Origin of the sequence: Niastella caeni (genome assembly GCF_004834005.1) — a bacterium.
GTDB classification, from domain to species: Bacteria; Bacteroidota; Bacteroidia; order Chitinophagales; family Chitinophagaceae; genus Niastella; species Niastella caeni.
In genome coordinates, this window is record NZ_STFF01000002.1 from 863,228 (window position 1) to 878,305 (window position 15,078).

Sequence of the window (15,078 nt, forward strand, 5' to 3'; positions counted from 1 at the left end):
TATTGTTATGATGTGAATCAGTAAGGTTTATGAATTCATATCATCACGTGTGGATGTGCATAACGAAACCCTTACGGTGTAAGGGTTTCTGTATTCGTGACCGGCCAGTTGGCGAATTTAAACCTGATCATTATAATGGACGAATACCAATGACCACATTATCATTTGAATAGGCACCCAAATGACATGTAGCACTTGTGCCGCCACCGTTTAAGTTTAATAGATCAATTCCCGCATTTCTGGCCGGAGATGTTGTCTGCAATTTACCCAGGTTAGCATTATTCCATACAGAGGATACCAACAGTGGATCAGATTGCAACGAAAAATCATCAAATGTGGTAGCGGCCTGCCATTGAGCTAATGATTGCACGCCGGTTCCGCGAGAATCTACAAAGCCCCATCTGGAGTGTCCGAAACTTAAATTATGAGACCGGCTTTGTACTGCTGCGTCAGATTGACCATCGTAAGCAAAATTGAATAATGGAGCAGTTCCCGTTTTTATATTATTGTGTATTCTCCAACCCGATCCCCTGGTACCCGCTCCACCTGATGCGGTGTGAATACCTTCTCTTTCCCCGTTCATCGCTGCATTGATTATTGTATTGTTGATAATATCAATGTCACGATGGGGATAACCTGCCTGAGCCATGCAAATCACAAGATAATTCCCACCAACCTGAATATTCTGGTATACCTGGTTTCTTCCTAATTCTCCGGATGTATCCATGAAGTTAACAGATCCGGTAACATTATTAAATGTGCTGGCTCTTACTAAATTGCGCCTGAACACAATACCACCCAGTATTGGCCTCAGGGAACCTGCTCCCTTAGATGTTAAAGCAGTTTGAACATTATCAAAATAACAATTCTCTATTGTAAGACGTCCTGTAGATGTTGTTGTATTGGCGCCTTGCGGACTAAACAGTTGAATACCCTGTTCACTACCAAATGCATTCTCCCGGCTATAATTTTCAATCCAGCAATCACTAACCAGGTTGTTCTGGCAGCCATTCGTGCTTTCAAAACGAATAGCGGCATGGTTATTATCGGCGCGTGCCTGAGGCCAGGTGGTAGGGCCACGATCAATTCTAAAGTAAGATATTCTATTGTATTTGCCAGTGCATACGATGGGTCCTGTATCGGGGGTTGTTGGTGCAAGCGATTCAGTAATATAGAATCCATACCAATGGTGACCGGTCTCTAATCCCAAAACAGGGCATCCATAACCTTGTTGCGTTCCATTGTGTCTTAGTGTGCTTCTTCCTGTAGTATTCAATGCAGCATAATTCTGTGCAAAGAATATGATGGGATTGGTTTCAGTGCCATTAGCTGCAATTCGAAAGGAAGGGTCGAATCGTTGATTTGTATTAACGCCTATATAATCACCCGGGCCGCAACAAACCCGCCAGCCAGGTTGGGCTAATCGTAATGCCTGTGCAAGCGTATATGGATTCTGTTGAGTACCATTTCCTGAACCGGTAGCCGTTGCGCTAACCCAATGCGTTGCTACTAAAGGTACCTTACCAGTTGGGTTGGGATTTGGGACGGGATCGCCACCTTCATCATCATCGTCGCCACCTTTCTCATCCTTGTCAACAGGTTCATTTGTTTTGGTACATGCATTCAGCAGTGCGGTCATTGAGGAAAGGCCGATGATACCGGTTACCCCTTTCTTTAAAAATTCCTTACGTTTCATAGCGGATATATTTATTGTTATGATGTGAATGAGTGCAGGATTATAAATTCATATCATATAGCATGTGAGTGCAATTAATGGCAAATACCAAGCCAATAACGTACATATGCATTGCTATACAATGTTTTGCGCCCCCCCTTCTCACAAAAACAACAGGGCTGCACGGCCCTGTTGTTGATGAATGATGGTTTACTGAATGATATGTATAATTGCCGAATGCAATATCTGTTCACTGTTGGTAAGCCTTCCGGGAAACACATATCAACGCCGTCAATTATGCTAATGGACGAATACCAATGACTACATTATCATTTGAATAGGCGCCCATATGACATGCAGCGGATGTGCCGTTCCCATTTAAGTTTAGTAAATCGATCGCCGCATTTCGGGCTGGAGAAGTTTGTTGCAATTTGCCCAAATTAGCATTACCCCATACAGACGATACAAGCTGCGGATCAGACTCTAATGAAAAGTCATCAAATTGAGTGTTGGCTACCCATTCAGCTAATGATTGCGTTGCGGTTCCGCGGGAATGGACATATCCCCATCTGGAATGTCCGAAGCTCAAATTATGAGACCGGCTTAGTACTGCTGCGTCAGATTGAGTTTTAGGAAAATTAAATAATGGAGCAGTACCCGTCTTTATATTATTGTGTATTCTCCAACCTGATCCGGTAGTACCCGCTCCGGCATATGCTGTGTGAATACCTTCTATTTCTCTGTTCATTGTTGCATTTATCAATGTATTATTGATAACATCAATATCCCGGATTGGATAACCTGCCATGCTCCAGCAAACAACAAAATAATTTCCACCAACCTGAATATTCTGATATACCTGGTTTCTGCCTAATTCTCCGGATGTATCCATGAAGTTTACAGCTCCAACAGTATTAGTAGCTGTGCTTGCACGAACCAGGTTTCGTCTGAATACGATTCCGCCTAATATCCATCTGCTGGTACCTGCTCCCTTACTGGTTAATGCTGTTTCAACGTTGTCAAAAAAACAATTTTCTATTATAAGACGTCCTGTTGATGTTGTTATAGTTGAATCATTTTGACTAAATAGCTGAATGCCCTGTTCACTCCTGAATGCATTCTCCCTGCTGTAATTTTCAATCCAGCAATCACTAACCAGGTTATTCTGAACACCAACCCCTTCAAAACGAATAGCAGCATGGTTATTATCGGAAAGTGCCTCAGGCCAGGTAACAGGACCACGATCAATTCTGAAGTAAGAAATTCTATTGTATTTGCCACTGCATACGATGGGTCCTGTATCTGCTTTTGTTGGGGCAAGCGATTCCGTAATATAGAATCCATACCAATGGTGACCGGTAACTAATCCCAAAACAGGGCAGCCATAACCCTGTTGCGTTCCATTATGTCTTAATATGCTTCTTCCGGAAGTATTCAATGCAGCATAATTCTGTGCAAAGAATATGATAGGATTGTCTTCAGTGCCATTGGCCCTGATTTGAAATGAAGTGTCCCATGTATGATTTCTATTAACGCCTATATACTCACCGGGACCGCAACAAACCCGCCAGCCAGGTTGGGCTAATTGTAATGCTTGTGTGAGCGTATATGGATTCTGTTGAGTGCCATTTCCAGAACCGGTAGCAGTTGCGCTAACCCAGTGCGTTGCCGATAAAGATGCCATGGCGGGAATTGGGCCGGGACCATCACCCTTATCATCATCGTTGACAGGGTCATTGGTTTTTTTGGAACATGCATTCAGCAGTGCGGTCATTGAGGAAAGGGCGACCATGCCGGTTACCCCTTTCTTTAAAAATTCTTTACGTTTCATAGAGGATATAATTTATTGATATGATATGAATGGGTATAGGATCATGAATTCATATTATATCAGTTGTGAAGTGCAATTGAGCGCAACAACCAAGCCAATAACGTACATGGGCATTGCTATACAATGTTTTGCGCCACTCTTCACGCAAAAATAACAGGGGCCTCCCGGCCTGTCATTGATAATCAGGAAGAATACAGATTAAAGATCTGTTGAAAACAACAAAGAAGAGTTTTAATTTGCTATCAAAATCTGATTATATATGATTGATAATGTCATCAATACTGTAACGCTCCGCTTCCTTGCAGAGCCGTCTGACGTTAACTTCGGGGGAAAAGTACATGGAGGGGCCGTAATGAAATGGATCGACCAGGCAGGTTATGCCTGTGCAGCCAACTGGAGCGGGCAATATTGTGTGACAGTATATGTGGGTGGTATCCGTTTCTTCAAACCCATTTCTATTGGTGATATGGTGGAAATTACTGCTACGGTTATTTATACCGGTAATACCAGCATGCATATCGCAATTAATGTGCAGGCTGGTAACCCGCGTCGTAAAGACAGGATAAAAACCACCCACTGTGTAATGGTGTTTGCGGCAGTGGATGATCATGGCAAAACAGTATCTGTTCCTAAATGGGTGCCTGAAACACCTGCTGCTATTGAGATGGAGAATTATGCCAAAAAGTTAATGGCGCTGAGGCAGAATATTGAAGATGAGATGAAGCCGTACATGTAAGTACTTTGTTTCTATTCTTTACTTTGGGTCAGGGCATGCCACCTGTTTAATTTCACTGTGTTGTACAACGGGCTGAATGGTAGTGGATTTTAATGTCACTGATAACGGCATCTTTATTTTGTGCTATTCGAATCAAGCCTTTTTTTGTAAAGAATATAACTATTAATCTTTTAATCCTGGTTCATTAATCGAACACTACCGATTATTTTGGTTATCTTACTATAATGTCAAAATATAAAGATGTAGTGGTGACACTCTCTAAAAAACATCCCGAAACCGGCGAAGCAGTGCCGGCCGGACATACTTATGTAATTGGTGTATTGGGCAAGAAAAAGAAATGGTATGAAATTGATTCCCGGTTGTTAAACGAATTGTCAAACGAAGATTTACAAAAGGAGCTGTTTAAGATATTGCATCCACAAACACATCATTAACTACGAGCCGGCAGGCACTTAATTTTTTATGGGGTGGAGGTCCGCCTTTTTTATGTATGTGGTGATTGCAAAAATTTCTTGCTGGTCAGCATTGCTCAGTAGGCAATGGCTATGGCAGGACCTTAGGTTGTGGGGCCGTGATTGGGATTACACGGCAAAAAAAAAGCCCCTTGCGGGGCTTTACAGCTAACAAAAATGACTTTAGTATCTATTTTTATTATAACTATTTCTGTTGTTGAAGTTGCCACCATTACCACGGGAAGGTCTGTCTTCCTTTGGTTTGGCAACAGATACGCTGATGGTTCTGTTTTCTACAGTAGCGCCATCCAACTCAGCGATTGCTTTTTTTGAAGCAGCTTCATCAGTCATTTCCACAAAACCGAAACCTCTGGAACGGCCAGTTTCTCTGTCTGTAATAACTTTAGCTGAAGTAACTTCTCCATAAGGAGCGAAAAAATCCTTTAAGTCTTCATCCTGTACGTCGAAGCTTAAATTTGAAACATAAATGTTCATTCTTAACAAATTTATTATAAAAAATTTTGAGGAAGGCAAGAAGTAAGAAACTAACTATAAAGCAGATTAACTGAGCAATGTAATTAATGAATACTAATGCGAGGCTCAAATTGACCAACTGAAGGTACTACTTATTTTTTACATTCTCACAAATAAATAATAAAGGTGTGCATACACGACAAGTGTAAGCACACCTTCCTGCTCAATTTAAAAAATAGATCAGTTTAGTAAGTCATCTATTGGAATGGCCTCCAGGTAATGGCTTATGGCATTCGCATCCGGCAATACCCGATATTCTTTAATGCTCTTGTCGGATTTGCTGCAATAAGCTTCAACATAGTAGTAGTTGAGCTGAAACAGGAAAACAATTGTGTCCGGGTAGGATCTCTGAGCCAATGCCACTGCATTGTTCATAACAGCGTATTTTTTATCCTCCTCATTTAACAGAATAAATTCAGAAAGCTTCATGACGTTAATTTTAAAAGTTAACTAATAAAGGCTTGCTAAAACTTTAAACGAACTTGAAGAACAGGAACAAAAACTTAATACGATAAATTACTACTGATAAAAGAGAACAAAGGCTGCAATACAATAAGTAAAATCACTATACGTCAGAAAAAAGGAGGCTGATTTTGACGCAAAAAAACACAGGAACCTTGCGAATATAGGAGTTTTAAGGAAAAAAAGATGCATTATTTAAAAACACCTGTACAGCTTTATAAATGAACCTACATCTTCCCGGCTCGGAAGTTAGCCTTTTGTGATCCCGTCGATACAATTTTCCAATAATTTTTTAGGAGTCTTAACACGGATCGCAAAGTTTACGGTTTGACAACCAATTCTTTGTGGGCCTTTTTGTTTGTGGGTATTTAATTATAAAACGAAAACATCGGGGTACCAGGCCCGTCCGGTTTTTTCTTTTCACCTGCGTATTATTTCTGGCAATCTTTCGGGTGCCAAGTCTCGTTTTGCTGGTGAAAAGAAAGAAACCACAGACAGCAAAATTGTTGTGCTGGATGCCCGCCCGCTGGTTGCAATTGAGCTTTTAAATTACCTGCAAAAAAGATGCATTCCGCTTGAAATGGCCGGTCGGTTTTGTAAAGGATTTTTCAACTTCCTTTCTTTCTGCATCGTCAATAAAAATCTAACGGCCCAACTGTTAAATTACCTGGTATTATACTCCCTTTCTTTTTTTGAAAAGAGCCGTTCATTAATTAATATATAAGTGGCGAATTATTATCTTCCAATGCGTATTTATGCAATTATTCTTGCTAACTATGAATTAACCCTCGTTCATTAACATAGATCTGTCTCGTCCTAAAATAGCAATGTCTTAGGCTGTCATTGTGCTGGCTTTATGTTCGGCTATCAGTGAAAACATCTTTTGCTCCTTCGATAAACCATTTGCTTGTTTTTGTTCCATTTGTTTACTTTTTTGATAAGTTCAAAAAGTAAACTTTTTTAAACAGCTTAGTTTTTAACTACTCGGAGGTACACAACTTATCAGGAGTTTGAAAATAAAATGAACGTTGGGCTACTCGGTTTTAAAGGGCCGGGGCATTTCCTTTATTGACGATAAAAAGGTAAAAATTAAAGGGAGTGAAGTAGGTTTTTCTCTTCAGTTTTCAAACCAGTTGAAGATGGATTTAGTTATGCTTTATAAACTTAAGCGTGATTTTTAAATTAATTGAGCGTAGAGCCACAATCAGGGTTTTTTAATAGGCAAAGTCTGCATTTTTAATGCCCCATGAGGATTCTGCGGCAATTTTCATGATATTCTGTCGCAATATTGGCATTTGTGACAATTTAATGGCTGATTTTGACGTATAAATCCGTAAATTGTCGCATAAATTGTAATAAAATGAGCCAAAGTAAAAAGGTGACCCAACAAATTGAAACAATAATAAGGGTTCTTAGCTCATTAGAACAAGGTGCCTCCATTGAAGAAATAAAAGCTTTATCCGGTCTTGATATAGAGCTGCGCACCCTTCAAAGACGATTGGCCGATCTCAAGAAATCAGGGTTAGTAAAAATATCCGGAGATAAACGATCTACCCGATATTATTATGCTTTACCCCGAATAATACAGTCAGGGTCAGGTATTGAAAAAACTACTTCGCCAGAAGATACAAGCTTATTACCCTTGTCCGAAGAAAGTCAGGAAATACGGTCGCTTGTATTGCTTCCTGAACTACGTCGTAAACCTGTTGGATATAACCGTGAATTCCTGGAAAACTATCAGCCTAACATTGACAGCTACTTGACGCCACATGAAAAGCAAAAATTGGCAGAGATCGGAAAAACAACAATAAATGACCAACCAGCTGGCACTTATGCCAAGGAAATTCTAAACAGGCTGCTTATCGATCTATCCTGGAACTCTAGTCGCCTGGAAGGCAACACCTACTCTTTATTGGATACTGAACGGCTTATAGTGCAAGGTCACGCATCAGACAGCAAGTCGGCTATGGAAGCGCAGATGATCCTTAATCACAAGGATGCCATCGAATTTATCGTACAGGGCGCAAATGACATTGGGTTTAACCGTTATACCATCCAGAATTTGCATGCACTGCTTTCAAATAACCTTTTGCCCAATCCGGCAGCATCAGGCAGGCTACGCACATTTGCAGTGGGAATTAGCAAATCGGTCTATACACCGCTTGCAATGCCGCAACTAATCGAAGCGATGTTTGAAAAGATGCTAGAAAAGGCGGAGAAAATTCAAAATCCATTTGAACAGTCCTTTTTTGTCATGGTCCATATCCCTTACCTGCAACCCTTTGATGATGTGAACAAGCGTGTATCGCGGTTGGCTGCAAATATTCCGCTAAACCATCATAACCTTTCACCGCTATCTTTCACCGATGTTCCTAGTAATCTTTACATACAAGGTATGTTGGGTGTATATGAATTAAACCGTATAGAGCTTCTGAAAGATATATTCTTATGGGCGTATGAGCGCTCATCGCTGCGCTATGCTGCAGTTCGCCAATCCCTGGGAGAGCCAGACCCATTCCGCATGAAGTATCGTGAACAGATACGCGCTCTTATAACAGAGATAATTTCAAGATCGCTTGGGCGTGAAATTGCTATAGCTTTAATAAATGACAGATCCTTACAATTACCTTCAATTGATCGGGCCAAATTCATTGAGACTGTGGAGACGGAACTTATGTCCTTACATGAGGGTAACTTTGCACGTTATTGGATAACGCCCACTGAGTTTAAGAGATGGAAAGATGTATGGGATATTTCTGTGTAAAACAGAGCCGGTTACACAAAGCCTCACAGGCGCACAAAGCATTTCAGACTTTACCGATGGAATAACAATTGGTTTGAAATGTTTGGTGTGGCAACCAAATCGGATTCAAACCCAATGCCATTGAAACTAACCTGATTCTGCATAGAAGTTAAAATAGAAGTGATAATATGGCATGAAAAAACCCGCTCTGAAAGCGGGTTTTGGATGGAAAATTTACTTCGTGACCCCGACGATACAATTTTCGAACTTTTTCTTGATGGATTTAATGCGGCTGGCAAACATAGCGGTTTAATACCCAATTCTTTGTGAACCTTTGAACTTGCCCAGGTTTCCCTTCAATATTAAAATGAGCTAAAGAAAAGGCTTTTTCCAAAGGCAGGCGTATTGTTTTTAGCGAAGGTGGTAAGGTTTATGCGGAATGGCCAGACGGACGAATTGAAGAAATAAAGTCGGAGGGTTAATTATGCCTACATTATTTGTTATCGCTGGCCCAAACGGCATTGGTAAAACCACATCAAAAAGTCTTCTAGGAATATCTTTTTTGTTAGGAGAATGGAATTTCGATCTCTGTTCTTAGCACTTCAGGTAAAAGAATGTAACTCAAAAGGGTATATCCTTTTAAGTTTAAAGAGGGGATAGTTTAAGAGAAGGGATAGCTTATAGTATTACTATCGGGGCTGGAAACTTGGGTTTCAATATTTCAAGTTCTTTTTTTATTAAAGGCAATAACTCCTCCCCTAATTGCCATAACTGGGTGCTTCCTGGATTGGGGAAATACCCTGTTTCTTGATAAATTAACTTTGCATTAATAATTGCAGTCTCAATAGCTATGGGATGAAAATCAGAATTGAAACCACCTTGGATGACTTGAGGCAAAAGTGGTTTCCAATCGTTGCACTGGTCTATGTTCCCAAGTTCGGGTAAACGAGCTTTTGCATGAAAATACAACCATACTTCAAAGCAGGGATTGCTTTGTGCTACCCGCCAATGTGGCTGATTATCGCACTCCATACGTATGTCGTGCAATTGTTTTTTCCATCTATCGGTATCAATTACAAACCACAGTTGGTCTCTTTCATCTTTTGCATCTAACTCCTGTTCTATTGCGTTAGCTACATCAATCAATAATTTTGGAGCACTGCCTACTTGACTTGCTACCGAAACTACTTTTACTCGTGAAGATATGCCATCAAAAAATTGAAAATATTCTTTTTCCCGATTTGTGCCTTCGCAAACTATAATAAAAAAGAAAGCATCTCGAAACGGAGCCTTCTTTTCGTAAATAAACTTAATGGGCTTCGGCATATTTTTCCCAATTTAAGTCTTTCAAATTCCCTAAAAAGGGGATACCCCCATATCGACCATTTAAGTAGCCTTTTCTTATATCAATTGTATGATGCTCCTTAAATTCACTCAACGCATATACTTCAGTTGCTCCTTCTTTATTTTTTTCGGCAAACCATATTTCATCAGGGCGGAAAATATCTTGATCCAATAGGTTGGACTCATGGGTGGAAAAAATTAATTGCCCTTGCGTATGCACATCATGCGAAAATTTATTGATTAACTCTTTGATTAATAATGGATGAATACTCCTTTCTATTTCATCTATCAAATAGACCTGCTTAGCTTTGATGGCTGCATAAAACGCAGGCAAATAGTCAAGCAAACGCCTCGTACCATCAGATTCTTCTGCTGCTGTGAATTTTGCCTCGCCTCCATCTGTATCGTGTAAAAAATAGAGTCGCTTAGCCACTACTTTGTTTTTGCGTAATACAAATAATATTTCTTCTTGTGCGGTGAGGAATGGCCTTATTTTATCAGGATTGGCCCTTAATTCAGCCGATATTCTTTCGGCCTGTTGTTTATCATCTTCACCAAAAAAGTCTTCTATGGGAATAGTGTCTACTTCTACGCTTTTAATGCCTGTATTAAATGCGTGCATTACATTGGTTGCAAATTGGTAGAAACCAGCGTCTTCTTCCAAATGGATGGTCAACCCAGTGGGGCGAGCATCAGGCATTACCGGTACCAAATCGTGGGTAAACCATTGCAGAGCTTTCTTGAATGGGTCGAACACTTTGTTTTTTCGGCTAGCCATGTGAAACAATGTTGGTTGGTTTCGTTCCAATACTTCATTCTTTAAAAATAAAGGAAAAATAGAAGCTTCTTTATCATCCATTACTTCTTTGGAAAAACTAAGTTCCAACTCTTTTTTCTCTAACTTATCGGAACGAAAAAAAAGAGTATAATCATCAGTTTTGCCAAGGCCACTTATTTGCAACTCCTCTTCTATTACGATGCCTTGGTTGAAGGTAATACCGTAATAATATGGCGTTTCATCTTTTATGAACTCAACCCCGAGATACACATCTTTGGTGCGACTTTCTATATCAAATTTAAAAGTCTCAACATAAAATTCAATAGGGAGCTTACCTGTTTCTAGAAACGTGCTTAACAATGCCAACGATTTTATGAGATTGCTTTTTCCTGCCCCATTGGCCCCATACATGGCATTAAGCTTAAGCAACTCTACCTCACCTTTGTATATGTGATAAGGCATGCGATTAAAACGACCAGGTAACATGTTAAATTCGGTCAGTTCCTTGAAAGAAAATAGATTTTTTACTAAAAATCGTATTAACAATGCGTGATATTTTCACGCAAAATACCTTCTTTTTGTCAATAATTATATTTATTAACCATTTTTTCGCTTTATTCGTGAAAAACTTACGTTTAAGGTGTTTGCGGCATAATCGAAGCATTGGAAAAAGCTTAAACTCAAAGTGTTTATTGAAAGCGTGTAATTGGAGTAGAGCAAGTTTGAAATGTAAAACGTCTTTCATTACCATTCCCTTGCGATGTGGGCGCGGGTTTCGGGCAAAAAAATGAAACAGGACAAGTGAAAAAAAACGTTTTGTCCTGTCTGGTGACTCCGTCAGAGCTTGTCTCGCATCAGTGGGAATTCAAACCTGAAAACTTCCCGACCGCCAGCTAGCGGACGAGAATGAAAGGTCAAACTGGTGGCCCCCTGAGAAGCAATTTTTGACCATTTCTTGGTTAGCGGTAGACTAACCAAGGTTTTACCACTGCCATTACTCCCCACAAACAGATTTACTCCGGGGGTCAAAATCAACTGAAATATGTGGTTCGATTCGGCATTAAATAAGGGTTCTCCGGAGCTGCAGCAAATCACTCTCTATTATTATTCTCCATTTTCTTTAAAAAGTTTCTGCATATCTCTTTTAATAAATTTGTAAACCCAGTTTCTTAAGACACAAAACTCGTCGACTTTAGGAGTATTGATACGATCGATTGTTTTGAGTAATGGGTAATCATCATTATGAATAATATGGTCAAGCGAGAATGCGTGCAAAATATCTGTTTCTTCGCTAGGAAAGGGTTCATCTGGCGATCTCATTTTTCTGAAATGTACGTTCACTTCTTGGGATATGGACTGCCGATAGCCAAGCATTCCCCATTTAAGGACGACAGTATCTTTCATGTATACAAAGTACTCATGTGGGCCTGTCATATAAAAAGGAAATTGCTCTTTGAAAGTCGGAAAACAAAATTCCACAAATGCTCGATAAGAATCATCGAAATGTTTGAGAAAGGATTCAATATATAATTTCCCTTGCTTTTCACTAAACTGCACAGTTCGAATCTGGGACATTTCAAGTCTTCTTTCTCCTTCGGAAATGGCTTTGACTTCTTGGATCGAAATATCTGGACAAGGCAAAAAATGCTCTTTAATTTCCGTGTAACCTCTTTTTAATAATATATCTACAATTTTTTCCAGTTCCTCTATTGGCGGAAAATCGCCCATAATATTCAACCGAGGAATATCGATATGGCCGTTTAATGCATTACCAATCAATTCGCTTCTTTCTTTGGGATTCAAATGATACTCCCGTCGGTAATATTCACGCACACGAAATTGGTAGGCGCGTTTTTTTACATCTTGAAGGTCAATTGGAAAAATTAGATTGAATCGGGGGAGATAATAATCGTCAAACTTGGAGTTTTGCTGGAGTTCTTTGGAGTAATAATACAGAATAGCTGAGACTTGTTCCAACAGAAGGCTATCCGAATTATATACGCTGAGGCTTCCTTTCTCGATTAATTTTTTGAGCTGTTCAAATATATTTTTTCGAATAGTTTTATCTTGATTTGGCGACAGCAGTGCATGGTTGCTGCTGTGAATGGTGTCCACCCCTTTTTCAAACAAATAATCATAACCACTCGAGAAAAGGTCTCCAATTTGCTCGAATTGAACTTTAGGCTGAGAATGAGAGGGAAGACGAAATAAAGCATATCCATTTTTGTGTAATACATCTTCCGGAAGGTAGATTCCTATGGCTCCATCAGTGTAAGGATCAAATTTTGACTTGAAATTATTAAAATGTTTTTCCAGATAAATGGTATAGCTGTTAACGTATTGAAGAGCTTTATCTTTTTTGAACGATATCATTGTCCGTTGGTGACTACTGCTAGCATTATCAACGTAAAAAGAGATAGCGCTCTGGCCGATGTGATTTTCATAAAATTTATCGAGCAAATCATAGAACGCCTGGTCACTAAGTTTGTCCAGTTGGAACGAATGAAAGCAAATAATATAATCGCGGATCTTGGAATAGTAAAAGGATACGTTATACGAATCATGCTTATTGGATTTAATCAGCAGGTTTCTCGTAAATAAATCTTCCGGTATAGTTTCCGATAAGCTAAAAGCCAATTTCTCCATTAAATGTTCCACTGATATTCCGTCGTCATGATAAGCGTCCTGGGAGCTATAGGTATGATCGAGCAAAACCTTTCCAATTTTCGAAAGAATTCTTAAGCCATATTGATAGTCAAGACTTGTTTTCTCAAGCGATAACTGAATATATCTTCTGATAAGCTGCCTGTCATTTATTTTTTCGGGAATGTTGCGGTGACTATAGACTTCACTGAAAATTCTGAGAAAAAAACCATTGCGTAACGCTTCAAATACGGAAGTAGAAATTTGTCCTTTGAAACCAAAAACTTCTCTGTACAAAGGGATGATACGATGGATCTCCTCATCGCTGAAATTGTCGAGCAGAAGCCCTGGGCAGTTTTCGACACTGGAAATAATGGGGTGAGATTTCCGTAATTCCTCGAATAAGTATGTGGGGGTGTCATTTCTTTTTAAGAGTGCACTCCAGATATTTGATTTGCAGCTAACGCATAATTTAACTTTCTCCAAATTTCTCACTGCCAGAGCCATTTCGCTTAATTCAATGGATAAATTTGAATCAGTGCTTTCGTCTATTGCATCTATGAAGATGAGAATCGTTTTATTAAGAAATCTACCTAATTCATCAAGTTTTTTGAGAACAACATCACTTTCACTTCTGCTGGAAAAAAAACCGTTCAGGTCTTGAGCAATATGTTCTAATGGTGATTTATTAATGATGGCCGCGTTGTAGAAGAAGACGAACTCAGTTTCTAATTTTTTGAGGACCAACGAGCACATAGCGCTCGTTTTACCAACACCGGCAGCGCCGACAATCCCAAAAATGGATGCCTTTGAACGGATAAAGTCATCGAATGTGTTTTCTAAGCCTTGTCTTTGAACATAGAGCTTTTGTACAAATTTTGCATATGGTTTATCAATATCGCCAATAATGGTGCCCATTCGATCCTGAACCTGATCTTCGCAAAACCGCTTCAGGTTCACCGAAGAAAACGACACAAACTTTTTAAGTGCTTCATATCTGATTTGCAGGTCGGTATCCATTGATAGGGTGCAATCATTCTGCCAATAGCTGGACTGCTTAGCAATATTTGTCCCGGTTAATTCGTCTCGAGAGATGGAATCAAAAATCTTGGTGATTTTACCGTTAGTAACAATGGTGAATGGCGCAATATTATCAGTCAGTAGTCTGGCGTAAGAGATGCCTTGGTCGATGTCCTCTTGACTAATGGAGATGGAGTCATTTTTTAGTTCAATAATGAACAGATTTTTCCCATTCCTTTTACATAAAATATCTGATCTGCCGTTAATGGTTCGTTTGGATTTTCCAAATTTGATAGAAAATGACTCTTCCAGTGAAATCTCCGAAGGATCAAAGCCTAAATCATGTAAATATGGCAATAAAAGCTTACCCCTTATTTCTTCTTCATTCATTAACAATATAAATTAAAATTGTACATTGGTTATTTTAGCTGTTTCTAGGTTGACAGGCGTAAACCATCAAATAAAATTAGAAGTCTACTTTTTTTGAATATACATCAAATAGGCTGCTTCCACAAGTTGCTTTTGCTTTTCGTATAGATAAATAAGGCTTCGTCTGGATGGGCCGGTAATGTAAAGTGCTTTCTTCTAAGCTGAATGCTGCTACCAGCCACTCCCATAACATTTCTCGAATATTCTGTAAATGGAACGAGGTAAAAAATAAACGTCAAATACCAGTTGGGGATTCTGCTTGTCTTCTTCTGATCCATGAAGGACGTGTGTTGATGGTACGCATAAATGACTGTATTAATAGTGAATAATACAAATTGAGGATTAAATCGAGTTTATGTTTTCTGTCTTTATCAAAGTGATCATATTATTATCGTCTGTTCCTTTATTAAGCATAATATCCTTGACATTCA

The 15,078-nt window shown here is 39.3% G+C and carries 10 protein-coding genes; 3 read left to right on the top strand and 7 right to left on the bottom strand.

Annotation, left to right across the window (positions count from 1 at the left end):
* Nucleotides 1-130 precede the first annotated feature (130 nt).
* Both FAM09_RS10935 and FAM09_RS10940 read right to left on the bottom strand, forming a co-directional pair.
* On the bottom strand, nt 131-1,696 hold the full coding sequence (locus FAM09_RS10935) for a hypothetical protein (RefSeq protein ID WP_136577126.1): 1,566 nt from the start codon (nt 1,694-1,696) through the stop codon (nt 131-133).
* Between the two features lie 274 nt (nt 1,697-1,970).
* A complete protein-coding gene (locus tag FAM09_RS10940; protein ID WP_136577127.1) occupies nt 1,971-3,506 on the bottom strand; it encodes a hypothetical protein in 1,536 nt (511 codons plus the stop codon).
* Nucleotides 3,507-3,765: 259 nt separating this feature from the next.
* Here FAM09_RS10940 and FAM09_RS10945 point away from each other — a divergent pair, with 259 nt between their 5' ends.
* Together FAM09_RS10945 and FAM09_RS10950 are read left to right on the top strand one after the other, a co-directional pair.
* Nucleotides 3,766-4,242, top strand: a complete 477-nt coding sequence (locus tag FAM09_RS10945; RefSeq protein WP_136577128.1) for an acyl-CoA thioesterase — start codon at nt 3,766-3,768, stop codon at nt 4,240-4,242.
* A gap of 224 nt (nt 4,243-4,466) precedes the next feature.
* Nucleotides 4,467-4,676 (top strand): hypothetical protein, encoded by a 210-nt coding sequence (locus FAM09_RS10950; RefSeq protein ID WP_136577129.1) that lies wholly within the window; start codon nt 4,467-4,469, stop codon nt 4,674-4,676.
* A 201-nt stretch (nt 4,677-4,877) separates the two neighbouring features.
* On the opposite strand, the gene FAM09_RS10955 is transcribed toward FAM09_RS10950, so the two are convergent.
* Together FAM09_RS10955 and FAM09_RS10960 are read right to left on the bottom strand one after the other, a co-directional pair.
* On the bottom strand, nt 4,878-5,189 hold the full coding sequence (locus FAM09_RS10955; protein WP_136577130.1) for an RNA recognition motif domain-containing protein: 312 nt from the start codon (nt 5,187-5,189) through the stop codon (nt 4,878-4,880).
* A gap of 219 nt (nt 5,190-5,408) precedes the next feature.
* A complete protein-coding gene (locus FAM09_RS10960; protein WP_136577131.1) occupies nt 5,409-5,657 on the bottom strand; it encodes a hypothetical protein in 249 nt (82 codons plus the stop codon).
* Between the two features lie 1,393 nt (nt 5,658-7,050).
* Here FAM09_RS10960 and FAM09_RS10970 point away from each other — a divergent pair.
* A complete protein-coding gene (locus FAM09_RS10970) occupies nt 7,051-8,454 on the top strand; it encodes a Fic family protein (RefSeq protein WP_136577132.1) in 1,404 nt (467 codons plus the stop codon).
* Between the two features lie 657 nt (nt 8,455-9,111).
* On the opposite strand, the gene FAM09_RS10975 is transcribed toward FAM09_RS10970, so the two are convergent.
* From FAM09_RS10975 to FAM09_RS10985, 3 genes are all read right to left on the bottom strand, one after another.
* Entirely contained in the window at nt 9,112-9,759 is a 648-nt protein-coding gene (locus FAM09_RS10975) for an RloB family protein (protein ID WP_136577133.1), read from the bottom strand.
* The gene (locus FAM09_RS10980; RefSeq protein WP_136577134.1) at nt 9,743-11,101 is read right to left on the bottom strand and encodes an AAA family ATPase; all 1,359 of its coding nucleotides are present in this window, start codon (nt 11,099-11,101) and stop codon (nt 9,743-9,745) included. The genes FAM09_RS10975 and FAM09_RS10980 overlap by 17 nt, the downstream gene beginning before the upstream one ends.
* A 558-nt stretch (nt 11,102-11,659) precedes the next feature.
* Entirely contained in the window at nt 11,660-14,608 is a 2,949-nt protein-coding gene (locus tag FAM09_RS10985) for a type I restriction enzyme HsdR N-terminal domain-containing protein (RefSeq protein WP_136577135.1), read from the bottom strand.
* Nucleotides 14,609-15,078 lie beyond the last annotated feature (470 nt).